General features: G+C 69.8%; 19 protein-coding genes. 11 read left to right on the top strand and 8 right to left on the bottom strand.

All coding sequences use genetic code 11. The annotated features are described in order from the left end of the window. Nucleotides 1–12 precede the first annotated feature (12 nt). Nucleotides 13–588: a peptide-methionine (S)-S-oxide reductase MsrA gene (gene msrA / locus DJ018_RS07300; RefSeq protein ID WP_240609504.1), complete on the top strand. Its 576-nt coding sequence runs from the start codon at nucleotides 13–15 to the stop codon at nucleotides 586–588. Here the strand turns inward: msrA and DJ018_RS07305 are convergent. After that, the gene (locus tag DJ018_RS07305) at nucleotides 563–2,107 is read right to left on the bottom strand and encodes an ArnT family glycosyltransferase (RefSeq protein ID WP_240609472.1); all 1,545 of its coding nucleotides are present in this window, start codon (nucleotides 2,105–2,107) and stop codon (nucleotides 563–565) included. The two genes, msrA and DJ018_RS07305, sit on opposite strands and share 26 nt — an antisense overlap. Before the next feature lie 210 nt (nucleotides 2,108–2,317). On the opposite strand from DJ018_RS07305, the gene DJ018_RS07310 reads away from it, so the two are divergent. The 3 genes from DJ018_RS07310 to aguB all read left to right on the top strand — a co-directional run bounded on the left by DJ018_RS07310 (nucleotide 2,318) and on the right by aguB (nucleotide 6,827). Beyond that, nucleotides 2,318–4,786 (top strand): TonB-dependent receptor, encoded by a 2,469-nt coding sequence (locus tag DJ018_RS07310; RefSeq protein WP_111514173.1) that lies wholly within the window; start codon nucleotides 2,318–2,320, stop codon nucleotides 4,784–4,786. A gap of 155 nt (nucleotides 4,787–4,941) precedes the next feature. Further along, nucleotides 4,942–5,949 (top strand): agmatine deiminase family protein, encoded by a 1,008-nt coding sequence (locus tag DJ018_RS07315; protein WP_111514174.1) that lies wholly within the window; start codon nucleotides 4,942–4,944, stop codon nucleotides 5,947–5,949. Further along, complete coding sequence (aguB, locus tag DJ018_RS07320; protein ID WP_111514175.1) at nucleotides 5,949–6,827, top strand: N-carbamoylputrescine amidase; 879 nt, start codon at nucleotides 5,949–5,951, stop codon at nucleotides 6,825–6,827. Before DJ018_RS07315 ends, aguB begins: the two co-directional genes overlap by 1 nt. Nucleotides 6,828–6,836: 9 nt before the next feature. Here aguB and DJ018_RS07325 read toward each other — a convergent pair whose 3' ends face one another. Further along, on the bottom strand, nucleotides 6,837–7,643 hold the full coding sequence (locus DJ018_RS07325; protein WP_111514176.1) for an acid phosphatase: 807 nt from the start codon (nucleotides 7,641–7,643) through the stop codon (nucleotides 6,837–6,839). Nucleotides 7,644–7,856: 213 nt separating this feature from the next. On the opposite strand from DJ018_RS07325, the gene DJ018_RS07330 reads away from it, so the two are divergent. Continuing rightward, nucleotides 7,857–8,651, top strand: a complete 795-nt coding sequence (locus DJ018_RS07330; RefSeq protein WP_111514177.1) for a SapC family protein — start codon at nucleotides 7,857–7,859, stop codon at nucleotides 8,649–8,651. Nucleotides 8,652–8,712: 61 nt separating this feature from the next. Here DJ018_RS07330 and DJ018_RS07335 read toward each other — a convergent pair whose 3' ends face one another. After that, nucleotides 8,713–9,105, bottom strand: coding sequence for a hotdog family protein (locus DJ018_RS07335; protein ID WP_111514178.1), 393 nt, complete (start codon nucleotides 9,103–9,105; stop codon nucleotides 8,713–8,715). A 144-nt stretch (nucleotides 9,106–9,249) separates the two neighbouring features. On the opposite strand from DJ018_RS07335, the gene DJ018_RS07340 reads away from it, so the two are divergent. The 5 genes from DJ018_RS07340 to hisG all read left to right on the top strand — a co-directional run bounded on the left by DJ018_RS07340 (nucleotide 9,250) and on the right by hisG (nucleotide 16,999). Next, nucleotides 9,250–11,352: a protein-disulfide reductase DsbD family protein gene (locus tag DJ018_RS07340; RefSeq protein WP_111514179.1), complete on the top strand. Its 2,103-nt coding sequence runs from the start codon at nucleotides 9,250–9,252 to the stop codon at nucleotides 11,350–11,352. A 32-nt stretch (nucleotides 11,353–11,384) separates the two neighbouring features. Then, nucleotides 11,385–13,001: a glucose-6-phosphate isomerase gene (pgi, locus tag DJ018_RS07345; protein ID WP_111514180.1), complete on the top strand. Its 1,617-nt coding sequence runs from the start codon at nucleotides 11,385–11,387 to the stop codon at nucleotides 12,999–13,001. 412 nt (nucleotides 13,002–13,413) lie between these two features. Continuing rightward, complete coding sequence (gene hisS / locus DJ018_RS07350) at nucleotides 13,414–14,883, top strand: histidine--tRNA ligase (protein WP_111514721.1); 1,470 nt, start codon at nucleotides 13,414–13,416, stop codon at nucleotides 14,881–14,883. Then, nucleotides 14,880–16,010, top strand: a complete 1,131-nt coding sequence (locus DJ018_RS07355; protein ID WP_111514181.1) for an ATP phosphoribosyltransferase regulatory subunit — start codon at nucleotides 14,880–14,882, stop codon at nucleotides 16,008–16,010. Before hisS ends, DJ018_RS07355 begins: the two co-directional genes overlap by 4 nt. Continuing rightward, the gene (hisG, locus tag DJ018_RS07360; protein ID WP_111514182.1) at nucleotides 16,007–16,999 is read left to right on the top strand and encodes an ATP phosphoribosyltransferase; all 993 of its coding nucleotides are present in this window, start codon (nucleotides 16,007–16,009) and stop codon (nucleotides 16,997–16,999) included. The genes DJ018_RS07355 and hisG overlap by 4 nt, the downstream gene beginning before the upstream one ends. Nucleotides 17,000–17,301: 302 nt before the next feature. Here the strand turns inward: hisG and DJ018_RS07365 are convergent, their stop codons facing one another. From DJ018_RS07365 to DJ018_RS07385, 5 genes are all read right to left on the bottom strand, one after another. After that, nucleotides 17,302–19,377 carry a M13 family metallopeptidase gene (locus tag DJ018_RS07365; protein ID WP_111514183.1) on the bottom strand — a complete coding sequence of 692 codons (2,076 nt, stop codon included), beginning with the start codon at nucleotides 19,375–19,377 and terminating at the stop codon, nucleotides 17,302–17,304. Between the two features lie 124 nt (nucleotides 19,378–19,501). Next, nucleotides 19,502–19,969 (bottom strand): copper chaperone PCu(A)C, encoded by a 468-nt coding sequence (locus tag DJ018_RS07370; protein WP_111514184.1) that lies wholly within the window; start codon nucleotides 19,967–19,969, stop codon nucleotides 19,502–19,504. A 13-nt stretch (nucleotides 19,970–19,982) separates the two neighbouring features. Next, nucleotides 19,983–20,495, bottom strand: coding sequence for a YcnI family copper-binding membrane protein (locus tag DJ018_RS07375; RefSeq protein WP_240609473.1), 513 nt, complete (start codon nucleotides 20,493–20,495; stop codon nucleotides 19,983–19,985). Then, nucleotides 20,483–22,531, bottom strand: coding sequence for a TonB-dependent receptor family protein (locus tag DJ018_RS07380; protein WP_111514185.1), 2,049 nt, complete (start codon nucleotides 22,529–22,531; stop codon nucleotides 20,483–20,485). Before DJ018_RS07380 ends, DJ018_RS07375 begins: the two co-directional genes overlap by 13 nt. Nucleotides 22,532–22,596: 65 nt before the next feature. Then, on the bottom strand, nucleotides 22,597–22,965 hold the full coding sequence (locus DJ018_RS07385; protein WP_111514186.1) for a DUF2946 family protein: 369 nt from the start codon (nucleotides 22,963–22,965) through the stop codon (nucleotides 22,597–22,599). 109 nt (nucleotides 22,966–23,074) lie between these two features. Here DJ018_RS07385 and DJ018_RS07390 point away from each other — a divergent pair, with 109 nt between their 5' ends. Continuing rightward, on the top strand, nucleotides 23,075–24,856 hold the full coding sequence (locus tag DJ018_RS07390; RefSeq protein WP_111514187.1) for a cation:proton antiporter domain-containing protein: 1,782 nt from the start codon (nucleotides 23,075–23,077) through the stop codon (nucleotides 24,854–24,856). The last annotated feature ends 303 nt before the right edge of the window (nucleotides 24,857–25,159 follow it).

The following is a 25,159-nucleotide window of genomic DNA, read 5'->3' on the forward strand; positions in this document are numbered from 1 at the left end:
AGGTCGTCCATGATCCGCCGCATCGTCCCCGCGCTCGCCGCTTCGAGCTTCCTGCTGGCCTCCGCCGCGCCCGCCGCCGCGGCGCTGAAGACCGCCGTCTTCGCCGGCGGCTGTTTCTGGTCAGCCGAAAAGGCCATGGAGCATGTGCCCGGCGTCCGGAACGTGGTGTCCGGCTATGCGGGCGGGGCCAGCCGCAACCCCAACTACCAGAACCACGCGGGCCACCTGGAGGCGGTGAAGGTCACTTATGACCCGTCGAAGGTCAGCTACGCGCAGCTCACCGACGCCTTCTTCCACAACATCGACCCGACCGACGGCGGCGGCCAGATCTGCGATCGCGGCCCGTCCTACCGCACCGCCGTGTTCGTCGCCGACGGCGCGGAGCGGAAAACCGCCGAAGCGGTGAAGGCGCAGGTCTCGCGCACGCTGAAGAAGCCTGTGGCCACCGAGATCCGCCCCGCCGCCGCCTTCTGGCCGGCTGAGGCCTATCACCAGGACTTCGCCCGCAAGAACCCGATCAACTACAACGCCTACCGAATCGGCTGCGGACGCGACGCCCGCATCAAGGCGGTGTGGGCAGGCCGGTAGCCGGATCACGGGGACGCGGCGAGAAGCCTTCGCCCACGAACAGCTCCATCTGCCGCGAGCGCTTGCGGTCCAGACGCACCCGCGTGATCTGCTCGTCCGAGACCTGGGCGAAGTCGGCCTTGAACTCGTCCTCCCAGGCGTCCTCGTTGACGATGCCCAACACTCGGCGCCCTTGCCCGGTGGTGAGCGGCGCGCTCGTTTCCGCCTGGTTCTGCGGCGTGCCGGTCAGCATCCAGGCCCGCAGAGGCGGCGCCCGCTCGTCCCCGAAGTAGTTCCGGCCGTAATAGGACAGGGCGTAGTAGAGGAAGCGGCTGTTGACGGCGATGGCGGTCAGGCCCTTCGGCTGCTCCTCGACCGCCCGCTCGATCACCGCCGCGGTCATCTGGTCCCAGCCCTTGGCCCGCTTGAAGCTGTTGGACACCCCCGCCGCGTCCGCCAGGCGGGGCGCGATCACGCAGGCCAGGAAGAAGGCCGCCAGCGCCGCCTGCAGCGCAAAGGCGACCGTCAGCCAGCGCCTGGCGCGCCAGCGCACCAGCCAGGCCGCGGCCAGCACCGCGCCAGGCAGATAGCTCGCCCCGGACCAGTTGGCGTTGGCCCGGCTGATGAACGCCTGGACGCTGACGATCAGCAGCGGCGGCAGGATGAAGCACAGCAGCAGCAGGTCGGCGCCCGTCAGCCGCTTGCGCCGCACCGCCAGCACCACCCCGATCACCAGCGCCGCGAACGGGATCGGTCCGAAGATCAGCACCTGGCTGCCCAGGAAGTCGGCCAACTCGCCCGGGTTGAACAGCTTGCGCCCGCCCCAGGCCGCGTTGGCCGCCGTGTGGTGCAAGGTGGCGAACCCATGGTTGGCGTTCCAAACGAGGTTCGGCGCCAGGATCAGCAGGAAGGCGGCAACCGCCAGACCCGCGCTCGACGGCGTCCACGCGCGCCGCGCTTCCCTGGAAAGCGCCAGGTGCAGGGCCACGCCGACGACGCCGTAGATCGCGGCGTACTTGGACAGGAACGCCAGCCCCAGCGACGCGCCGAACCCCAGGGCCAGCTTGGCTCGCCGGGCGCCTTCCGCCTCCTGCAGGCTCACGTAGGCCAGCATCGTCAGTCCAAGGAAGAACAGCAGCGGCGCGTCCGTGGCGATCACCGCCGAGGAGAGCTGGATGGCCGGCGTCAGCGCATAGAGCGCCGCCCCGGCCAGTCCGATGCGGCTGTCATAGAGCCTGCGGCCGATGGCGAAGACGACCAGGGTGGCGCCGGCCTGGAACAGCGGCGCCGACAGCCGCACCCAGGCCTCCGCGTCGCCGGCCTGGGTGGTGGCCCAGATCGCCCAGGCGATCATCGGCGGCTTGGAATAGTAGCCAAAGTCCAGGGTGCGCGACCAAAGCCAGTACTGCGCTTCGTCCGGGTAGAGATTCAGCGGCGTGCGGAACAGCGCCACGATCCGGACGATGGTCAGGCCCAGCGTGAGCATGAGCGCGGCGCGGAAATCGGCGCTGCCTGTGGTCTTCGCCGACGTGTCCGACACCCGATCCTCCCTCGCGAGCGCGCGGACCGTAAGCAGGCCTGCGCGGCTGTAAAGCCACACTTGCGCCGAAATGCGGCGAGTCCGCGCACGGAGGGGTGACCGTAACAAAAGCGTCACCCACGGCCCGGATTTCTCGTCTATAGGCGCGCCCAAGATCGTCCGGCGTCGGGAAAGTTAGGCGGCCGACGATCTCTTGGAAGGGGATATCCAATGCGTTTCAATCTTAGCCGCGCGCTTTGCGCGAGCACCGCGCTTGCGACCGGGCTGCTGATCAGCAGCGCCGCGATGGCGCAATCGACGGGCACGTCCGTGCTCGAAGAGCTGGTCGTCACCGGTGCGACGGGTCCGACCACCCTGGGCGGGGTGGTCGCCGTCGAGGCGCCGAAGTCGCGTGTGTCGGTCGACCAGGACTTCCTGTCGCGCCAGGCGCCGGGCAACACGGTCCTGGACCAGATCAACATCCTTCCGGGTGTGAACTTCACCAGCAATGACGCCTACGGCTCGGCTGGCGGCGACATCACCCTGCGCGGCTTCGACAGCAATCGTATCGCCCTTCTTCAGGACGGCGTTCCGCTCAACGACAGCGGCAACTACGCCATCTATCCGAACCAGCAGCTGGACAGCGACCTGATCAGCCGCGTGGACGTGAACCTCGGCACCACCGACGTCGACAGCCCGACGGCTGCGGCCGCCGGCGGCACCATCAACTACGTGACCCGCACCCCGTCAGACGAAATGGGCATCCGCGCCGAAGTCGGCATGGGTACGGACAACTTCCAGCGCTACTACACGACCGTCGAAACCGGCCAGTTCGGCCCGTTCGGCACCAAGGCGTGGATCAGCGGCCTCTACAGCAAGAACGACATCCAGACGCCGAGCTACTCGTCCGTCGACGCGCCCGGCCAGATCGAGAAGAAGCAGTTCAACGCCCGCATCTATCAGGACCTGGGCGGCGGCGACTTCGTGAGCCTGATCGCGCACTACAACCAGAACCGGAACAACTTCATCCGGCGCGTGACCCTGGCCCAGTTCCAGCGTGAAGGCGTCACCGCCACGAACACGCCGGACACCACCCTGGTGTACGAGGCCAGCTGCGTTCGTCCGACCCCGGGCGCCGGCGTCCAGAACGAGGCCACGACGCCCACCGGCTTCACCGCCCGTTGCGCCAACTACGTCGGCAACAACATCAACCCGTCCAACACCGGCAACATCCGGGGCCAGGGCAGCTTCCACCTGACGGACAACCTGATCCTGACGGTCGACCCCTCGTTCCAGTACACCATCGCCAACGGCGGCGGCCGGACGATCTTCCCGGAGAACGACCTGCAGTTCGGCGGCCCGGTGGACCTGAACGGCGACGGCGACACCGTCGATCGGGTCCTGCTCTACTGGCCGAACACCACCAACACCCGCCGCTACAGCATCACGTCGTCGCTGATCTACCGCTTCAGCCCGTCGCAGAGCTTCCGCGTCGCCTACACCTACGACTACGCCCGTCACCGTCAGACCGGCCAAGCGACCCAGTTCGACCAGAACGGCGATCCGCTGGACGTGTTCGGCGGCAAGGACGGCTTCGGCCCGGCGATCGACCTGCCGAACGGCGACATCCTGCGTCGCCGCGACCGCTTCTCCATCGCCACCCTGAATCAGTTCTCGGCCGAATACCGCGGCCGTTTCCTGGACGAGCGCCTGCTGGTCAACGCCGGCCTGCGCATGCCGACCTTGAAGCGTGACCTGAACAACTACTGCTACCAGCGCGACACGTTCAACGCGTACTGCACCATGCAGACGCCGACCGCCGTGCCGGGTACGAACGACGGCTCGGGCCGGCCGCTCTATACCTTCCCGGTCAGCAGCGCGAACTCCAACGCGGGCAACCGTTACGCCGCTCCGCGCGCGTTCGACGTGAAGTATGACGATGTTCTGCCGAACGTCGGCGTCGCCTTCGACGTGACCAGCAACCAACAGATCTACGCCAGCTACGCCGAGACCCTTTCGGCGCCGCGGACGGACGACCTGTACGGCCAGCTGCTGTCGGACGTGCAGCCGGAAATCGGCCACGCCTATGACCTGGGCTGGCGCTACACCTCGCCGACCCTGCTGATCTCGGTGGCCGGCTGGTACAACGACTTCTCGAACCGCATCGAACGCGCCTTCGACGAAGCCGCCAACATCGCCTTCTCGATCAACGTCGGTGACGTGACCCTGAAGGGGATCGACGGTCAGGTCCGCTGGCAGCCGGAAGACTACGTGTCGTTCTACGCTTCGGCCTCCTATGTGGAATCCGAGATCAAGAACAACATCCCGGGTGAAACCGCTGGCACCACCCTGCCGACCGCCGGTCGCTCGCTCTACGAGACTCCGAAGCTGCAAGGCGCGGTTCGCGTGGACTACGACGTGGCCGATTGGGTCAGCCTCGGCGTCCAAGGCAAGTTCGTGGGCGGCCGCTACACGAACCTGACCAACACCGAAAAGGTGCCGGGCTACGCTCTGTGGGACCTCGACGCCCGCTTCAAGCTGGCCCAGTTCAACATGGAGAACACCTATCTCCAGGTGAACGTCCGCAACCTGTTCGACGAAGTCTACCTGGGCGACCTGTCGGTCAACCCGAGCGGCACGGGCCAGGCGCAGCCGGGCTACGGGCGCTCGCTCGTGGCGACCCTGCACGTCGAGTTCTAAGACCTCGCGTCCAAGACCTGAGGGGGCGGCCGCAGCGATGCGGCCGCCCTTTCTATTTGTGGCCTCCTGTCGCGGCCGCTTGACGAGGGGGGCGCCGGGGGCCATCTGCGCCCGGCCTTTGTTTTCGAGGCCCTGTTTTGTCTTTGAGGGGTGGGATGAACGTCACTGTTCCCGCGGAGTGGGCGCCGCACCGCGCCATGTGGCTGGGTTTTCCGAGCCATGCCGAGCTGTGGCAGACCGACCTGGAGGAAGCCCAGGCCGAGGTCGCCGCTCTCGCGCGCGCCCTCGCGGGACCGGGCGGTGAGCGCGTGCGCCTGCTGTGCGGCTCGCCGGAAGGCGAGGCTGACGCTCGCCGCCTGCTGGGCGACGTTGCGAACATCGAGATCGTACCCGGCCGCTTCGGCGACATCTGGCTGCGCGACACCGGCCCGATCTTCGCCCGCACGAACGAGGGCCTGAAGGCGCTTGGCTTCCGCTTCAACGGCTGGGGCGGCAAGTACGACCTGGAGCACGACGACACCGTCGCCGAACAGATCGCGCAGGCGTCCGGCGCGCCCCTGGCGCGCCACGACTTCATTCTGGAAGGCGGGGCGGTCGACCACGACGGCGAGGGCACCGTGCTGACCACCGGCCAGTGCGTCCTCAACCCCAACCGCAACGAGGGCTGGGACCAGGCCGCCGCCGAGGCCGCCTTCGTCGAGGCGTTCGGCGCCAAGAAGGTCATCTGGCTGGGCGATGGCCTGCAGAACGACCACACCGACGGCCACGTCGACAACCTGGCGCGCTTCGTGGCGCCCGGCGTCGTCGCCGTGCCGGTGGCCTGGGGCCGGGGCGATCCCAACGCCGAAGCCTATGACGACGCGGCCAAGCGCCTGTCGGAAGCCACCGACGCCGCCGGCCGCCCGATCAAGGTCATGCGCATCCCCTCTCCGGGTTTCGTCGAGGGCGAACCGGGCGAGGGTCCGATCCCGGCCTCGCACATGAACTTCCTGATCGCCAACAAGGCGGTGATCGTGCCGGTCTACGAAGAAGATCCCGGCAAGTTCGCTGTCCAGGCGCTGGAGCACATCTTCCCGGACCGGCAGGTGATCGCTCTGCCGTCCATCGCCATCCTCACCGGTGGCGGGTCCTTCCACTGCATCACCCAGCAGGAGCCTGCCTGATGACGCGCAAGCTTTCCGTGGCCGCCATCCAGACCTCGTATGGCGACGACCTGCAGGCCAACATCGCCAAGACCGCGGATTTCATCCGTGAGGCGGCGTCCAAGGGCGCCCAGGTGATCCTGCCGTCCGAACTGTTCCAGGGGCCCTACTTCTGCGTGGCGCAGGAAGAGAAGTGGTTCGCCACCGCCAAGCCCTGGCGCGAGCACCCGTGCGTGACGCAGCTGGCGCCGCTCGCTGCGGAATTCGGCGTCGTCCTGCCGATCTCGATCTACGAGCGCGAGGGCCCGCACTACTTCAACAGCCTCGTGATGGTGGACGCGGACGGCTCCCTCATGGGCGTCTACCGCAAGAGCCATATCCCCGACGGCCCGGGCTACATGGAGAAGTACTACTTCCGGCCGGGCGACACGGGCTTCAAGGTCTGGGACACTAAGTTCGGCAAGGTCGGCGTCGGCATCTGCTGGGACCAGTGGTACCCGGAGACCGCCCGCGCCATGGCGCTGATGGGCGCCGAGGTGCTCCTCTACCCGACCGCCATCGGCTCGGAGCCGCATGACTCCACCCTGGACACCGCCGCGCCCTGGCGCCGGGCGATGCAGGGCCATGCCGTGTCGAACGTGATCCCCGTGGTGGGAGCCAACCGCATCGGCTTCGAGCCGTGGGAGGGCTACCCCAACGGCGGCCAGCAGTTCTACGGCTCCAGCTTCATCGCCGACCACCGCGGGGATCTGGTCGCCGCCTTCGGGCGCGAGGACGAAGGCGTGCTCACCGCCGAGTTCGACCTCGACTTCCTGCAGACGCACCGCGCCGCCTGGGGCTTCTTCCGCGACCGTCGGACGGACCTCTACGGCGCTCTGGCCAACGCGCGCCCAGCCTAGCTCGGTCTTCTAAGCGGCCGGGCAGCTCTGCGCAGGGGTGCGGGCGCGAGCGAGCTCGGCCTTGGCTAGGGCCAGCTCGCGCTCGAACTCCGGCTCGGCGTGCAGCCGGGCCACCATGGCGGAGCTGAGGAAGCGCCCGGCTTCCACATCCGACGGGAAGTGCGCGCCGCAGACCACGCGGCTGTAGCCGATCTCACGGCCCGCGCTCACAAGGGCGCTGGCCTTCTCCGGCGCCATCTCGGCCAGCACTAGGCCCCAGGCCCATCCGGTCATGGAATGGCCGGACGGATAGGACGCGTTGGTCCGCAGCCAGTCGGCCCGCGGAATGCACACCGGCGCATCGTTGCCGATCAGCGGGCGCGTGCGGAAGAACCGGTCCTTGGCCGGGTGGCCGACCGTGCGCACGTCCAGCTCCAGCCGCTGCAGCAGGCGCGACGTGGCCGGCGTGGCGGTCGGGCTGATCTCCTTGCCCAGGATGCAGCTGAACCGCTTCATCGCCCCGCCGAACCACAGGTCGTTGTCTTCCTGCGCCTGCTTCCAGCGCGGCGAGCCGGCCAGCTTGCGGGTTTCCTCGTAGGCCGCCCGGTCGGCGCGCTCGCGAACGCTGCCGGCGGCGGGCGGCGGGCCCAGGATCTCGTCGCCTTCCAGCGCATGCGCCGGCAGGTAGCCCTTGAGGTCGGTGGGCGGCGGGGCGGCCTCGGCCGGATCGGCGGGGCCCTGCGCCTGCGCCACGGGCGCGGTGGCCAGCGGGCTGTCGGTGGCGCAGCCGGCGAGGGCGGCCAGAGCCAGGGCGGCGAGAAGAGGTGTTCTGATCACGGAGCAGCTCGAGCGGGAATACAGACTTCAGCTTCGTTCTTAGCGGCTCGGCGCCACCAGATCACGCATTGCCTCGGATCACGTGGTTCGCCTCGGCGCGACCTTTCGCCGACCGCGCCGCCCTTCATTTGCCGCCTCCGGCGCTATGGGCTAGAAGCGGCGACCTCGCGCGCGTCCGGGGGGACGGCGCGTCCAGAACTTCGAAGGCTTCGCATGACCACCACCGCCCAGCCCGGCCTCGGCCAGATCACCGGCAACGTCCTGTTCTATTCCCGGCCGGAGCCGCTCACGCCCGACCTGCACAAGAACCTGGGCGTCAACCGCACCGAAGGCCCGTTCAAGTTCGCCAAGGCCGGTCACGCGATCCCGCTGACCGTCGGCGAATTCCCGCTGGCCGCCGTGTCCGGCCCGATCATCTTCGTCGGCGACGAAAAGCTGCCGCTGGCCGTCATGGGCCTGAACGCCGGTGAGAACATGTTCGTGCGCGATGACGGCCTGTTCGAGCCGGGCGTCTACGTCCCGGCCTACGTCCGCCGCTATCCGTTCGTGTTCGCCCAGGACAACGAACAGCAGCAGCTGGTGCTCTGCGTCGACCGCGCCGCCGACTTCATCGGCGAAAAGGCCGACCTGCCGTTCTTCAACGCCGACGGCTCGCCCAGCGACTACACCAAGAACTGCATCGAGTTCTGCAACAGCTTCGAGATGGAGCGTCAGCGCACGATGAGCTTCGTGCAGCTGCTGAAGGACCTCGACTTGTTCGAGACCAAGACCTCGACCTTCACGCCGACCAACCCGGACGGCAGCGCCGGCCAGCCGCAGATGATCGCCGAGTACTTCGGCGTCTCGGAAGAGAAGCTCAACGCCCTGCCGGCCGAGAAGACCATCGAACTGCGCGACAACGGCGCCCTGGCCCAGATCTACGCCCACCTGCTGTCGCTGGTCGGCTGGGATCGCCTGATCGCCGTCGCCTTGGCGCGCCAGGTGCAGCCGACGGCCGCCAATGCCTAAGCGGCGAAGGCCAGTCTAAGGGACGGGAAGGGGCGCTTCGGCGCCCCTTTTTCTTTGGGTCTCAGCGGGCGAACACGCTGCGGGTGAGGCACGAGAAGACCAGGCGTCCCGCCTCGTCCAGCAGGTCGTGCTGGCAGATCACGATGCCCTTGCCCTCGCCGACCGGGTCTTTCGCCATCACGGTCATGCGCCCTCGCAGCAGCTCTCCGGGCGGCGGGTTGCGGATCCAGCGCAGGGCGTCGACCCCCAGCCGCTTGGTCTGCGGCCAATCGGTGTGCGCCATGGCGTCCAGCCGCGACCAGATCGCATAGACCATGGAGTCCGGGGCGCCGCGGTCCAGGGTCCACCCGGGCGTGAACGCATCCACAAAGGTCTGCAGCGCGACCGGGTCCACGGCGGCGGCCCCGATGTTAACGACCTGGCCGATCTCGATGTCGTCGAACGCTGCGGGCACACGAAGCTCCAGGCTGTGGCGGAACAGGATTTCACAATGATGCCGGAGCCTTGCGGTTCAAGTCGAGCCTCGCTTTGCGCAAAAGCTTCTGCGGGGCCATATAGCGGCCAGCGCGAGGACCGGGGGGATGGCGGCGAGGTGACGATGCGGTTCTTGACCGGCTTGCTGATGGCTCTGGCCATGGCGGGTGGCGCGGCCGCCCAGCCGGTCGACACCGGCCACCTCGAGGCCGAGCTTGTGGCCTCGACGCGCGGCGTGGCGCCCGGCCAGAGCGTCCAGGTGGCCCTGCGCCAGAAAATCGACGACGGCTGGCACACCTACTGGCGCAACTCCGGCGACTCCGGGGAGGCGACTCAGGTGCTCTGGAGCCTGCCGCAGGGATGGAGCGCCGGGCCGATCGTCTGGCCCGCGCCCAAGCGGCTGCCGGTCGGCCCGCTCATGAACTACGGGTTCGAGGGCGAGATCCTGCTGCCGATGACCCTGACGGCGCCTGCGGACGCCAGGCCGGGCGAAAGCGTGGCGCTGAAGGCCAAGGCCAACTTCCTGGTCTGCGCCGAGCTGTGCGTGCCGGAAGAAGCCGACCTGACGCTGAACCTGCCGGTAGTCGCAGGCGCGCCGCCCGCCGACCCCAAGTGGGGCCCGGCTATCGGCCGCACCCTGGCCGATGCGCCTAAGCCGCTGCCGGCCGTAAAAGCCGCGTTCCAGCACAACGGCGAGCGCTTCACCCTGGCGGTGGCCGGGCCGCCGCTGGCCAGCGTGAACGGCGCGGACGCCTATTTCTTCCCCTACGTCGGCGGCGTGGTGGACCATGCCGCGCCGCAGCTCGTCGAGCGCGGGCCCGAGGGGCTGACGCTGTCCCTCAAGCCGGGCTCCGACCTTGCGGCCGGCGCGCCGCTCACCGCGCTTGATGGCGTGCTGGCCGTGGACGGCAAGGTGTTCGAAGTGGCCGCCGCTGCGGGGCCCGCCCCTGCCCAGGCGGCCGGCCTCGGACCGCCCCCTGCCAAGTCATCCGGCGGCGGCTTTAGCCTCATGCCTGCGGCGGCGTTGGCCTTTGTCGGCGGGCTGATCCTCAACCTCATGCCGTGCGTCTTCCCGATCCTGGCGATGAAGGCCGCGTCCTTGGCCGGCCACGCGCATGAAGCGGCCGGCGCTCGCCGCCAGGGTCTGGCCTTCGGAGCCGGCGTGCTGGTCACCTTTCTGGCGCTCGCCTCCGTTCTGATTGCGTTGAAGGCAGCCGGCTCGGCCGTGGGCTGGGGCTTCCAGCTGCAGTCCCCGCCGGTGGTGGCGGTGCTCGCGTTGCTGATGCTGGCGGTGGCCCTGAACCTCTCCGGCGTCTTCGAGGTCGGCGCCTCGCTGCAGAACGTCGGCGCGCCGCTCGCGGACCGCCGCGGCCTGGCCGGCGCCTTCTTCACCGGCGTCCTGGCCGTGGTGGTGGCGGCGCCTTGCACGGCCCCCTTGATGGGGCCTGCCATCGGCTGGGCCCTGACCCAGACTCCGGTCGCGGCGCTGGTGGTGTTCCTGGCGCTCGGCGTCGGCTTCGCCGCGCCCTTCGTCCTGGCGGCCTTTGCACCGGCTCTGCTGAACCGCCTGCCCAAGCCCGGTCCCTGGATGAGCGTCTTCAAGAAGGCCCTGGCCTTTCCGATGTACGGCGCCGCCGCCTGGCTGGTCTGGGTGCTGACCCTGCAGGCCGGCGCGCCCGCCCTGGCCCGCATCCTGGCCGCCGCGATCGTGGTCGCCCTGGCTGCCTGGCTGGCCGGCGCGGCCCAGCGCCAGATGATGCTCGGTCGCCGGCCCGCAGCCCTGGGCGGCGCGTCGGCCGTGCTGGCCCTGCTGGCCGTGGGCGCCGCCGTCTATCCCGCCTACGCCGACGCGCCCGCCGCCGCGGCCCCGGCCAAACTCGCTGAAGAGGCCTACAGCCCGCAGCGCCTCGCCGAGCTGCGCGCCCAGGGCAAGCCGGTGTTCGTCAACTACACCGCCGCCTGGTGCGTCAGCTGCCAGGTCAACGATCGCCTGGCGCTCTCCACGCCCAAGGTCGCCGACGCCTTTGAAGCCAAGGGCGTGGCCTACCTCAAGGCCGACTGGACCCGCCGCGATCCGGTGATCGCCGCCGACTTGGCCCGTTTCGGCCGGGCTGGCGTTCCGTTGTATCTGGTCTACGGCGCCGACGGGGGCGAGCCGAAGATCCTGCCCGCCATCCTGACCGAGGGCCTGGTGCTCCGCGCTCTCGACGCAGCCAGCGCCGGCTGACTGAACTTCCAACCTTTTCTGAGGGTCTAAGCTTGTCCGAACTCGACGCCGCCTGGTCCGCCCTGCACGCCGCCGCCGAGCGCGCCGGCGCCCGCCGCATCGCTGGCCTGTTCGACGAGGAGCCGGCCCGCCTTGATCGGCTGACCTTGTCGGCCGCGGGGCTGACCCTGGATCTGTCCAAGCAGCCCTGGTCGCTGAACGACTTCCAGACCGCCCTGGACCTCGCCCGCACAGCCGGCGTCGAAGCCGCGCGCCAGCGCCTCTATGCCGGCGAGACGGTGAACCGGTCCGAGAACCGGGCCGTGCTGCACATGGCCCTGCGCGCGCCCAAGGGCGCCAGCTACAGCGCCCAAGGCGCCCCCGTCTCGGCCGACGTCGACGAGACCCGGGAGAAGATCCGTGTCTTCGCCGACCAGGTGCGCTCCGGCGCGCTGAAGGGCGCCACGGGCAGGCCGTTCAAGACCATCCTCCACATCGGCATCGGCGGTTCCGATCTCGGCCCCCGCCTCATCTGGGAAGGTCTGAAGCCGCTCGATCCGCAGATCGACCTGCGCTTCGCCGCCAACGTGGATCCGGCCGAACTCGCCGAGGCGATCGTCGGCCTCGATCCCGCGGAGACCCTGGTGGTCACCGTCTCCAAAACCTTCACCACCTTGGAGACCCTGACCAACGCCGAGACCGCCCGCGCCTGGCTGCGCGAGGCTCTGGGCCAGGGCGCAGACGCCCACCTCGTCGCCGTCTCCGCCGCGCCGGAGCGGGCGCAGGCCTTCGGCGTGCCGGCCAACCAGGTGTTCGCCTTCTGGGACTGGGTCGGCGGCCGCTATTCCCTGTGGTCGGCGGTGGGCCTGTCCTGCGCCGTCGCACTCGGCTTCGACCGCTTCGAGCGCCTGCTGGCGGGCGCCGCGGCCATGGACGATCACTTCGCCTCGGCCCCGCTGGAGGCCAACGCCCCGGTGGTCCTCGCCCTGGCCCACGTCTTCAACCGCAACGGTCTTGGCCGCTCCATCCGCGCGGTGGTGCCGTACGCCCAGCGCCTGCGCCTGCTCGCGCCCTTCCTCCAGCAGCTGGAGATGGAGTCCAACGGCAAGCGCGTGGACGCCCACGGTCAGCCCGTGAAGCACGACACCGCCGCGTCCGTGTTCGGCGATGCCGGCACCAACGGCCAGCACGCCTTCTTCCAGCTGCTGCACCAGGGCACGGACATCATCCCGGTGGACATCGTCGCCGTGCGCGAGGCCTCCGAGGGCGATCCCGCCGCCCAGCGTAAGCTCTTGGCCAACGCCATCGCCCAGGCCGAAGCCCTGCTGGTCGGCCGCACCGAGGCGGACGTCCGCAAGGAGCTGGAAGCCAAGGGCCTGTCCGCCGCCGAGATCGACGAACTGGCGCCCCAGCGCACCTTCCCGGGCGACCGCCCCACCAGCTTCATCCTGCTCGAGCGCCTGGACCCCGAAGCCCTCGGCGCCCTGATCGCCCTCTACGAGCACAAGACCTTCGTCGAAGGCGTGCTGTGGGAGATCAACAGCTTCGACCAGTGGGGCGTCGAGCTCGGCAAGACCCTGGCCACCCGCGTCCTTTCCGAACTTGAAGGCGGCTCCCCCGGCGCCCACGACGCCTCCACCGCCGCCCTGATCGCTAAGCTGAAGAGCTAGGCCGAAGATGCTGCCCACAGGGGGAGCTGTCGCGAAGCGACTTAGGGGGTTCCACCCGCCGACTCTGCGGCTGGAACCCCCTCCAGCACTGCGCGCCACCTCCCCCTAAGGGGAGGATCTGGCGCCTCCGACTCGCTTTCTTCACAAACGCCCTCTACAAGCCGCTCCCGATGACCCGCGCTGCGCACCATCACGGCCACCACCACCATCCGACCCTGGCGGGTTCGGACCGGTCGCGCTTGGCCTAAGCGCCCCGCCCGAAGCCCCGCCGATGCGGACGGGGCTCGGCTCATCTAGCTCCGTCCGTCGCTCCCCTTTCAGGACCCGACCGATGGACGACCTTTCTTCCCAAGACCCGCCGACCTTGAGCGACGCCGCTCAAGCGGCTAAGCGCGCGCCCAAGGAGATTTCCATGAGCGAGCCTGTCCGCCCCGAAGCCCGATCGCCCCGCGGCTTCGTCGACCGCCGCGCACGCGATCTCGTCGCCGAGCGCCGCATCCTGACGGCGGTCTCGGCCGTCTACGAACGCTACGGCTTCGAGCCCCTGGAGACCGGGGCGTTCGAATACGCCGACGCGCTCGGCAAGTTCCTGCCTGACGCCGACCGTCCCAACGAGGGCGTCTTCGCCCTGCAGGACGATGACGAGCAGTGGATGGCGCTGCGCTACGACCTCACCGCACCGCTCGCCCGCTTCGCCGCCCAGAACTGGGAGACCCTGCCCAAGCCGTTCCGCCGCTACGCCTTCGGCCCGGTGTGGCGCAACGAAAAGCCGGGTCCTGGCCGCTTCCGCGAATTCGTCCAGTGCGACGCCGACACTGTCGGCTCCGCCCGCCCGGAAGCCGACGCCGAGATCATCGCCATGGCGGCTGAAGGGCTGCAGGCCGCGGGCCTTCCCGCCGGCTCGGCGGTGCTGAAGATCAACAACCGCAAGCTGCTCAACGGCCTGATGGCCGCCGCCGGCGTCGCGGACGACGCCCAGAAGCTCGCCGTCCTGCGCGCGGTGGACAAGCTCGACCGCCTGGGTCCGGACGGCGTGCGCCTGCTGCTGGGTGAAGGCCGCCTTGATGAAAGCGGCGCCTTCACCAAGGGCGCGGGGCTCAACGCCGCCGCCGCCGAGCGGGTGCTGGCCTTCACCGCCGCTGGCGTCGGCGGCCGCTCCGAAACCCTCACCAAGCTGGCGGACGTCGTCGGCGGCTCGGCGGAGGGGGACGCAGGCCTTGCGGAGCTGGAAGCGATCGATCGCGCGCTCACCGGCCTTGGCGTAGGCGTCGACCGTGCCGTCATCGAGCCGTCCGTCGTGCGCGGCCTGGAATACTACACCGGCCCGGTGTTCGAGGCCGAGCTGCTCCTTCAGACCACGGACGAGAAGGGTCAGCCGATCCGCTTCGGCTCGGTGGGCGGCGGCGGTCGCTACGACGACCTCGTCGCCCGCTTCACCGGCCAGCCGGTGCCGGCCACCGGCTTCTCCTTTGGCGTCTCTCGTCTGGCCAGCGCCCTGCGCGCGGCGGGGCGTGATCTGGCGGCGGAAGTCCGCGGTCCGGTGGTGGTCATCGCCTTCGACCAGAGCCGCATGGCCGACTACTTCCAGGTGGCCGGCGAGCTGCGGGGCGCAGGCGTCCCTGCCGAAGTCTACCTCGGCGCTTCCGGCATGAAGGCGCAGATGAAGTACGCCGACCGCCGCCTCTCGCCAGCCGCCGTGATCATCGGCGAGGACGAGCTGGCCGCCGGCACGGTGACCATCAAGGACCTCGACCTCGGCCGCGAGCTGTCCAGCAAGGTCACCGACAACGCCGCCTGGCGCGAACAGCGCCCGGGCCAGCAGACCATCGCGCGAACCGAGATGGTCGCCGCCATCCGCAAGATCCTGGACGCCCGCGCGTGAGGATCGAGCCCACCGTTCCGCCGGAGGCGCTGGGCGCCATCCGCGCGCCGCTCGTCGTCGGGGCCGAACCCGCCGACGCGCCCATCCTGCAGCCGCTTGGCCTGCTGCTTGATCTGGCGGGGGAGGCGATGCGCGCCCGCCTGTTTGTCGTGCAGTCGGAAGGCGGAGCCGAAGCCTGTCTGCGGCCCGACTTCACCGTCGCCGTGGCCCGTCGTCACCTGGAGCGCGGCGCAGCCTCCGGCCGCTACTTCTACGAGGGTCCGGCCTTCCGCGCGTCCCAGGGCGCCGAGCGGGCCGAGGAGTTCCTCCAACTCGGCGTTGAACTTTTCGAAGCGCCGGGCGCGCCGGCGACCAGCGACGCGGAGATCGCGGCCCTTGCCTGGCAGGCCGCCGCCGCCGGCGGGCGCAGGGACCTGTCGCTCTGGCTGGGCGACGTCGCCTTGTTCGCCGCCTTCATCGACAGCCTGTCGCTCGCGCCGGGCCTCGCCGCCCGTCTTCAGCGGGTCGCCGGCCGTCCGCGTCTGCTGCAGGCCGAGCTCGCCCGCGCTGGGCAGCCGGTTCAGCCGTCCAGCGGCGGCAGCCAGCTCGCCGCCATGCTCTCGGGCCTGTCCGAACGCGAGGCGGCGGCCTTGCTGGAAGAGGTCTGGTCCCTGGCCGGCGTCGAGCCGGTGGGCGGCCGTGGTCCGGCCGAGATCGCCGCGCGGCTGGTGCGCCGGGCCGAAGCTCAGGACGCGCCGGCGCTGACCGAAGCCCAGGCTGAAGCCATTCGCGGCTTCATGGCGATCCGCACCGAACCCGAGGCGGGCCTGGCGCAGGTCGCGGGCCTGGCCGGCGGGCGATCCGAGGCTCTGGAGGCGGCGCTCGCCGCCTGGGAAACCCGGCTCAAGGTGCTGAACGCGGCCGTTCCGCAAGGCCGGCTGCAGTTCGCCCCGGCGTTGGGCCACGCCTTCGACTACTACGACGGCCTCACGTTCGAGATCCGCAGCCAAGCCCTTGGCTCCGACCGACCGGTAGCCGTCGGCGGCCGCTATGACAGCCTGATCGCCCGCCTGGGCGGGCCAGGCGACGGGCGGGCTGTGGGCTGCACGGTGCGCCCCTGGCGCGCGTTCGCAGGAGGCGAGGCATGACCGCGCTGGAAACCAACGGGCCCCTGGTCATCGCGGTCCCCTCCAAGGGGCGGCTGAAGGAACAGGTCGACGCCTGGCTGGCCGACAGCGGCCTGCCGCTCAGCGTCAGCGGCGGCGCCCGCGGCTATCTCGCCAGCCTCAAGGGCCTGCCGGGCGTGCAGGTGCGCCTGCTCTCGGCCGGCGACATCGCAGAAGCCCTGGACGCCGGCGAGGTCCACATGGGCGTCACCGGCGAGGATCTGCTGCGTGAGCGGGGCGAGGAGCTCGACAGCCGCGTGCTGCTGCTGCGTCCCCTGGGCTTTGGCCGTGCGGACCTGGTCGTCGCCGCGCCCAAGAGCTGGCTGGACGTCGACACCATGGCCGATGTGGAGGAGGTGGCGCACGAGCACCTCGCCCGCACCGGCCGTCGGATGCGGGTGGCCACCAAGTATCTGGTCCAGACCCGCAGCTTCTTCGCCCGCCACGGCGTGGTCGACTACCGGATCACCGAGTCGGGGGGCGCGACCGAAGGGGCGCCCGCCACCGGGGCGGCCGAGCTCGTCGTGGACATCACCACCACCGGCGCGACCCTGGCGGCCAACGGCCTCAAGGTCATCTCCGACGGGACAATCCTGAAGAGCCAAGCGCATCTGGCGGCCAGCCTGCGTGCGCCCTGGAGCCGTGATCAGCTCGCCGCGGCGGAACAGCTCCTGCGGGCGGTGGAGGCGCGGGCCGCGGCCCTGACCAGCGCCACCCTGATCTGGCCGACCACCAACGACGAGGCGGAGGCGGCTCTCGTCGAGCAGCTTGTGGCGGCGGGCGCTTCGCGGCGGCCGAACGGCCTTCTGGTGGGCGCAGCTCAGGTCGCCTCGGCGGCTGCGGCGCTCACCTCGGCAGGCCTCGGACCCGTCACCGTCGCACGCCCAGAGTTCGTGTTCGAAGTGACTTGTTCATCATTTGATGGGCTCGCAAAGCGCGTTTCTGACGTAGCGGTCAAAAGTACGCCGTAAAGTTCCCGCCGATCGCAAAAATCTTCGCCGTTTAGCTTGGAACTTGCCTTGCGGCCGTTGACTTGGACTTTGTTTTGCCGTTCCTTGGCCTGGCGAGAGACATGACGGCGGCCAAGTCCATCAGTCTCCCGGCGTTTCGGGGAGGAAACGCCCTCATTATCAGAGCGACAGCTCAAATTAGCCCGCTGCGATTATCCCCCGCAGCGGGCTAAATTTTTGCCCGCATCAGATTTTGAGCGAAGGTGTCAAAAAGAAGGGCGGCCTCTGGGCCGCCCTTCCTGTTTCCGCCCTGGCTCAGGATCTCACCAGATCCGCACCCGATCGGCCGGCGCCACGTACATCGCATCGCCCGGCTTAACGCCGAACGCCTGGTAGAAGGCGTCGATGTTGCGGACCGGCAGGTCCACCCGCGCCGCATCGGGGGAGTGCGGATCCACCGTCACCAGCTGGCGCTGCAGCTCTTCGCGCCGCTTGCTGCGCCACACCTGCGCCCAGCCGAGCATCACCCGCTGCTCGCCGGTCAGGCCGTCGATCACCGGCGCCGGCTGACCCTTCAGCGACGCGCGGTAGGCGTCCAGCGCCAGCAGCAGGCCGCCCAGGTCGGCGATGTTTTCGCCCATGGTCAGGTCGCCGTTCACGAACGCCCCGGGCAGCACCTCATAGGCGCTGTACTGCTTGCCGAGCTTGGTCGCCTGCACCTGGAACTTGGCCGCGTCCTCCGGCGTCCACCAGTCGGTGAGCCGCCCGTGGGCGTCATATCGACGGCCCTGGTCGTCGAAGCCGTGGGTCAGCTCGTGGCCGATGACGCCGCCGATGGCGCCATAGTTGACCGCCGGATCGCCCTCGGGATCGAAGAACGGCGGCTGCAGGATGGCGGCCGGGAAGACGATCTCGTTGCCGGTGGGGTTGTAGTAGGCGTTGATGGTCGGCGGGGTCATGCCCCACTCTTCCTTGTCCACCGGACCGCCCAGGCGGCCGGCGCGGAACGCCCAGTCGAACGCGGCGGCGCGCTCCACATTGCCGTAAAGGTCGCCGTCGCGGACGTTCAGCGCCGAGTAGTCGCGCCACTTGTCCGGATAGCCGATCTTCACACGGAAGGCGGCCAGCTTCTCCAGCGCCTTGGCCTTGGTCTGCGGGCTCATCCAGTCGACGCGTTCGATGCGCCCCCGCATGGCCGTGCGCAGGTCGCCGACCAGCGCCACCATCTTGGCCTTGCTGTCGGCCGGGAAGTAGGCGTCGACATAGAGCTTGCCCAGCGCCTCGCCCACGTTGCTGTCCACCAAGGCGACGCCGCGCTTCCAGCGCGCGCGCTGCTCCTGCTGGCCGTTCAGCGTTTTGCCGCGGAACTCGAACCGGGCGTCAGCGAAGGTTTTCGACAGATAGGGCGCGGCCTCGTCCACGATGCTGAAGGCTTGCCGCGCCTTCAGGGTCTCCAGCGGGGCCGAGGCGTAGATCGCGGCGATCTTCGGGAAGGCGGTGCTTTCCTGGACCACAACGCGGTCCGTCTTGCCGAGCTGGGCGCCGTCCAGGAACGCGGCCCACTCGAAGCCGGGCGCCATCCTCGCCAGCTCCGAGGTAGCCGTGGCGTTGTACATCTTCTCGTCGTCGCGCCGCTCGGCCCGGGTCCAGGAGACCTTGGCGATCTCCGTTTCCATGTCGACGATCGCCTTGGCCTGAGCCTCCGCGTTCGGCCAGCCCGCCAAGGTCAGCATGCGTGCTACATAGGCCTGGTAGGCGGTCTTCTTCTCGGCGAACGAGGCCTGCAGGTAGTAGTCGCGATCGGGAAGGCCGAGGCCGGCCTGGCCCACGTAGACCGCGTAGCGTTCCGGGTCCTTGGCGTCCTCGCTGATCGACAGCGAGAACAGCGAGCCGCCGAAGCCCTGCGTCGTCTGCCCCATCAGCCGGGCCAGGTCCGCCTTGGTTTTCACGGCCCGCACCTGCGCCAGGTCGGCGGCCAGGGGCTGGGCGCCCAGCTTCTCGACCGTCGCCTCATCCATGAAGCTGCGATAGAGCGCGCCCACCTTGGCGGTGTCGCCGCTCGCCGCGCGATCGGCGGCGGTCTTCTCCAGCACCGCATGCATGCGCGCTTCGGACAGGTCGTTCAGCGCGTGGAAGGCGCCATAGCTCGCCTGGTCCGACGGAATGGTCAGCGTCTTCAGATAGCTGCCGTTGGCGAACTGGTTGAAGCTCTTGCCCGGGCTGGTGGACAGGTCCCGCCCGGCCAGGTCGAAGCCCCAGGTCCCCATGCGGGGCGCCTTGGACAGGTCCTGCGCGGTCGGCGCGGCGGCCGTGGACGCGGCCTTGGCGTCGGCGGCAAGGCTGGGAGCGGCGGCGAGCAGGGCGGCCGCCGCGGCGGCGCCAAGCCAGAGGGTCTTCATCGATGATGCTCACGTGTGGCGTTGTTCTTGTGGGCCGGAAGCATGCCTCCGGCCCCGGCGTCACACGCGTTACATTTTAGACAGGATCGCGACAACGCGGCTGGGCGCCTCGCGCTGCCTCATCCTAGCGCTTCATGTGCATCCCGCCGTGCGCGCTCCCTGCCGGCGGCCCAAAGCCTGTGCCCACGCCGAACTCGGTTTTTACCTGCGCGCCGCTGGCGAAGGTGAGGGTGGCTGGCACCCGATCGCCGGTCTTCAGCGGCCGGGCGAGCTTGATCAGCATCAGGTGGTAGGACCCGGGGGCGAAGGCGACCTGCCCGCCCGCCGGCAGCTCGATGCGCGCCTGTTTGGCCATCCGCATGACGCCGCCGTTCATGGTGCTGCTGTGCATCTCCACCCGCTCGGCCCACGGGCTCTCAACCCGCACCAGGGCGTCGGGCTTGGATCCGCGGTTCGACAGGATCATGTAGCCGGCTCCGGTGGTCCCGGCGGCGGCTGGGCGGCTCCAGGCGTCCCGCACCTGGACGGCGTTCGTCTGCGCCAGCGCGGAAGACGCGCAAAGCACCGCGGCGATGATCGGCAAGGCTTTCATGGCCGAAGGCTCCTCAATGATGGTGGCCGGCCGATGGCGCGGCCGGCTCGGGGGTGGTGACAGTCACGCTGGGCGCCGGATGCTCGAGCCGGCCGGTCTGGCCGGCCTGGGGAATGTCCGTCCACCGGGCCACGGCGCCCTGGCATGTCTGGATGGTCGGAAAATAGAGCGTCCCGGCCTCCTTCGGCAGGTGAAAGAGGATCGCGAACTCGTCGAACTGGTCGGCCGGCAGCAGGCCGGTCCAGGTCACGGCCCTCACCGGCGCGCCAGGCGACGCCCGCTCGATCTGCAGGCTCCAGCCCGGCTTCGGCTGCGGGCGCGCGGCGGCCATGCCGGCGGGGATCTCCACCCGGATGGCCGTGGTGGCGTGCACGTCGTTGCAGCCGTGTCCCGCCCGGAAGACCACGGCCTGATAGCTGCCGGCGATGGCCTGCTTGGGGTCGGCGGCCACATGCGCCTGGGCGGCGCCGGCGAAGGTCAGGGCGGCGCAGGTCAGCGCCGCGCCGCTGCGTTTCAGAACGTCCACGTCAGTCCTCCGAAGATGGCGCGCCCGTCGCCCGGCCAGAAGGCGGCGGTGGCGGGGGCAAGGGTGATCACCGGCTGCACGTTCGAGACATAGGCCTCGTCCGTCAGGTTGCGGGCGTCCACGAACAGCGAGAGCTGCTCGCTGATCTGCCAGCCGGCATTGAGGTTCCAGACCGCATAGGACGGCGCCTTGGCGGTGTTGGCGAAGTCGACCCAGATGTCCGACGCGGACCACTCCACGGACGGTGCCACGAACCAGCCGGCCGGGTGCTCGTAGCGCAGCTCGGCGCGATAGAAGTGCTCCGGCGCCACCGGCAGGCGGTTGTCGCCGTACTGCCGGTCGCCCGAGAAGCGGAAATCCGACCAGGTCCAGGTCTGGCGCAGGCGAAGAGCCGGGGTGACCCGCCAGTCCAGCGCCGCCTCGATCCCCTGGTGCACGGTGTCGTCGGCGTTGAAGGTGGTGGCGGGCACGCCGAACTGCACCGTGTACTGAAGAAGCTCACCGTCCAGCTCCGCGCGATAGGCGGTCAGGTCCCAGGTGACCGGGCCCATGCGGCCGCGCGTGCCGACCTCGGCCGTCCAGGCCTCCTGCAGGCGAATGGGGGCGAACCCGCCGTTGGTCGGCGACATGGAGCTGAAGTTTGGCGGCTCCACCGACTTCGTCAGGTTGGCGAACACCTGGGCCCCGCCCGCTGATTGCCAGAGCAGACCCACCCGCGGCGCGATCCAGTCGTACCGCTTGGTCACGTTAAAGGTCGAGCTGTTGGCGACCCCCGGGACGGCGAAACCGCGGTAATCGCGCTCGGTCCACCCAAAGGTCGCGCCGCCCACCACAGCCAGCTGGTCGGTGACGAACACCCGGCCCTCACCAAAGACGTCGGCGGCCTTGGCGTTCTGCAGGGACAAGGACTGCAGCGCGCCGCGGGCGCCCTGCCGGTTCACGAAGAAGGTCGAATCCAGATCGCCCTTGCGCAGCCAGACCCCGGCGAACCCGTCGGCGCGCCGCCCGGCCAGCTGCCCGTTCCAGTCCAGCCGTCCGAACGCGCCCCAATTGCGGCTCTGCTGGTCGATGACCTGGAAGATCGGGTGGTCGAGGTCCTTCCAAACGCCATAGACGGCGCCTTCGAACAGCGCGTCCTCGTTCAGCCGCCACCGCGTCCGCAGCGAGGCTCTGACGCCGCGCTGGTTGCGCCCCTGGTCGGCGGCGTAGGCGGCCGGCGCCGGCTGACGCGGGTTGGCCTGGAACTGCGTCCAGGTCAGCGCGCCGGGGATCTCCTGGGCGATGTTGGAGCCATTGACGATCAGTCGAATCTCGCGGTCCTCACCCAGGCGGCGCCCGACATTCAGCGATGCGAACTGCAGGTTCTGCTGGCTTTGCGGGCGCCAGCCCTGCGCCGTCTGGTTGGTGGCGGACGCGTAGACGTCCCAGTCGCCGGACGTGCGGGCGATCGCCAGGTGCTCGCGGGCGAGGCCGAAGGAGCCGCCCTCCAGCCGCACCGCTTGGTCAAAGCCCGCATCGGCGCCCGTGGGCGTGACCATGTTCAGCGCCCCGCCCAGCAGCGCGCCGCCGAACCGCAGGGCGTTGCCGCCGCGATAGACTTCCGTGAAACGGGCGCTCAGCGGGTCGGCGATCTGGCTGTCGCCGAAACCGTCGGCCTCGTTGAGCGGTACGCCGTCCTGGGCGATCAGCAGGCCGCGGTTGTGGTTGGCGTTGCCCAGGCCCGAGCCGCGGATCGAGATGCGGATGTCGCCGCCCCACTTGCGCTGAGCGTAGACGCCGGGCGCATCGCGCAGCATGTCGTCGAGGGCCAGGGCCGTACGACGGGCGTAGGACTCGGCCGAGATCACCGCCACCGCGCCCGGCGTGCGGGACAGGCGGTCTCGAGCGGCCGCCACGACGGCAGGGTCCTCAGGGTCGGGACGGGCGGTGACGATGACGGTGTCCACCGTCTGGACGTCGTCGGCCGCGCAGGCGGCCCCAGGCAGAAAGGCGGCGCCAAGCGCCAGCGCGCTTGCGGCGCGCCAAAGGAAACTCATGGAAGAACTCCGAACGAGGTCGTCGTGGGCGCGCGCAAGCGCACGCCCGGCGGCGGATCAGTCGTTCAGAGGGTGGGTGGACCTTGCCCGGGCGGGCGCGGCGGCGCGCGGGCCAGCTGGGGCCAAAGTTCCGGGGCGGTGTCGTGCTCGACCCGCTGGGCCGCATAGACCACCGTGGTGACGGCCGGCTCCGGGGCGGGCAGGGCGGCCAGCGACGGTGCGAGGCAGTCGGCGCATGGCAGGCCGGCGAAGCTCTTCTTGCCTTGGCCTGGGTCGGCGGGGACTTCCACGGTCTGGACGCCCATGGCGCCGCAGATGACCATGGTCTCCGAGCCCGCCCCTTGCGAGGCGGCGGCCGCGCCGGGCAGCAGCGCCTGAATCATCAAGGCCAGGAAAGTCAGCAGGACGGCCACGGGCGTGTGCCCGCGTCGCATGCTGTTTTCTCGCCTCGTGGCTCGCATGGCCGCGTTCTCTACGCTTCCGCTTGGATTTCTCAAGCGCCCGTTGCTGCGCTGCGGTTCCGTGCGGGGTAAATCTGATTCGATGGAAGGCCACACATCTCCGGGCGACTACAAGGACGTTGTGCTGTTCCTGGCCACCGCCGGGGTGGTGGTGCCGCTGTTCCGCCGTTGGAGGATCAGCCCGATCCTCGGCTTCCTGGCGGCGGGCGTCGCGCTGGGGCCCTTCGGCCTCGGGCGCCTGGCGGCCGACGTGCCATGGCTGGGCGCCTTCACCATCGACAACCCGGTGGAGGTGGCGCAGCTCGCCGAGTTCGGCGTCGTCTTCTTGCTCTTCATGATCGGGCTGGAGCTGTCGTGGGACCGATTGCGGCGGATGCGGCGCTACGTCTTCGGCATGGGCGCCCTACAGGTCGCCCTGTGCGGCGGCCTGATCGCCTGGGCGGCGCTGATGCTGGGGCAGCCGCCGGGCGCGGCCTTCGCCATCGGCTCGGCCCTGGCCCTGTCGTCGACGGCCATCATCATGCCCCTGCTGGCGGAGCGAAAGCGGCAGCACTCCCTGGCGGGGCGCGCCACATTTTCCGTGCTGCTGTTTCAGGACCTGGCCGTCGCCCCAATCCTGATCACCCTGACCCTGCTGGGGCGGCGCGAGGCGCCGGTGTTCTCGGCCGACCTGCTGCTGGCCTTCGCTCCCGCCGTGCTGGGGCTGGCCGGCCTGTTCGCCGTCGGCCGGCTGCTGCTGCGGCCCATGCTGCGCTCGGTCGCCAAGGCCAAGAGCGAGGAGCTGTTCGTCGCCGCCTGCCTCCTGGTGGTGATCGGCGCCGGCCTGATCAGCGCCCTCACGGGGCTTTCCATGGCCCTGGGCGCCTTTGTCGCCGGGCTGCTGCTCGCCGAAACCGAGTTCCGTCACGAGGTCGAGGTGACCATCGAGCCCTTCAAGGGCCTGCTGCTCGGCGTCTTCTTCCTGTCTGTCGGCATCGGCCTCAACGTGCCGCTGCTGCTGGAGCGGCCCCTGGCGATCCTGGGCGTCGCCCTGGGCCTCACCTTGCTGAACGGCGTCGCGGTGCTGTTACTGGGGCGCCTGTTCGGCCTCAGCCTGCGGGCGGCGGCCGAGTCCGCCCTGCTGCTCGCAGGCGCCGGCGAGTTCGCCTTCGTGATCCTCGGCCAGGCGGCCGGCCAGCAGCTGGTCAGCCGCACCGTGGCCGACGCCCTGCTGGTGGCCGCGACCCTCTGCATGATGTGCAGCCCTCTGCTTGCGGCCATCGGCGCCCGCGTCGGGGGGCGCAAGATCGCGCCCTCGGAACTGCCCGCCGATCCGGAAGGCGGGGCAGGGGACGGGCCCCGCGTGCTGGTGGTCGGCTATGGCCGGGTCGGCAAGCTGGTCGGCGACATGCTCAAGCGGCACGAGATCCGCTGGGTGGCGGCCGAGCAGGACGCCCGGCTGGTCGAGGCCGGCCGGCGGGCCGGCGAGGCCGTGTTCTTCGGGGACGCCTCGCGGCCGGAGTTCCTCGCCCGCTGCGGGCTGTCGGACGTCGCCGCCTTGGTGGTCACCATGGACAGTCCGGAAGGCGCCGAAGCCATCGTGGCCCTGGCCCGCGAGCTTCGTCCCGACCTCACCATCGTCGCCCGCGCCCGCGACGCCCGCCACGCCAAGCGGCTCTACGAGCTGGGCGCCACCGACGCCGTTCCGGAAACCGTCGAGGCGAGCCTGCAGCTGTCCGAAGCGGTGCTGGTGGACGTGGGTGTTCCGATGGGGTTGGTGATCGCCTCGATTCACGAGCGGCGGGACGAGTTCCGCAAGGATCTCAATCGTCCCGAAGCGCTTGGCGGCCGGCGCAAACGGCTCAGGCGCCCCGACGGGGGCTGAAATGGGGCGGTGATTCGGCCCCCATCTGGCCACAACATGGAACCAACCTGGGCTGTGTGGGTTTTGGCGTCGGTGCGATGTACCGCGAAAGGACCTGGCAGGCCCTGATGACAGCTGTGTCGGTGGTTCGAACTGAGGATTGGGGAGCGGACGCTTGCGTCCGTCCGTCTTCGTCGGCCCCCTGCGGCGGTTTCAGTGCTTTACAAGAAAAAGCAAGGACTTCACGCGGCCCGGAAGCAGGAGCTCGCCTCTTGTCTCCAGTCGCCGTAAAGAATGTGGAGGAAACGGAAGGTGACCCCGTAC

The sequence above is a fragment of the Phenylobacterium deserti genome, assembly GCF_003254705.1.
In the GTDB taxonomy this organism is placed as follows: Bacteria; Pseudomonadota; Alphaproteobacteria; order Caulobacterales; family Caulobacteraceae; genus Phenylobacterium; species Phenylobacterium deserti.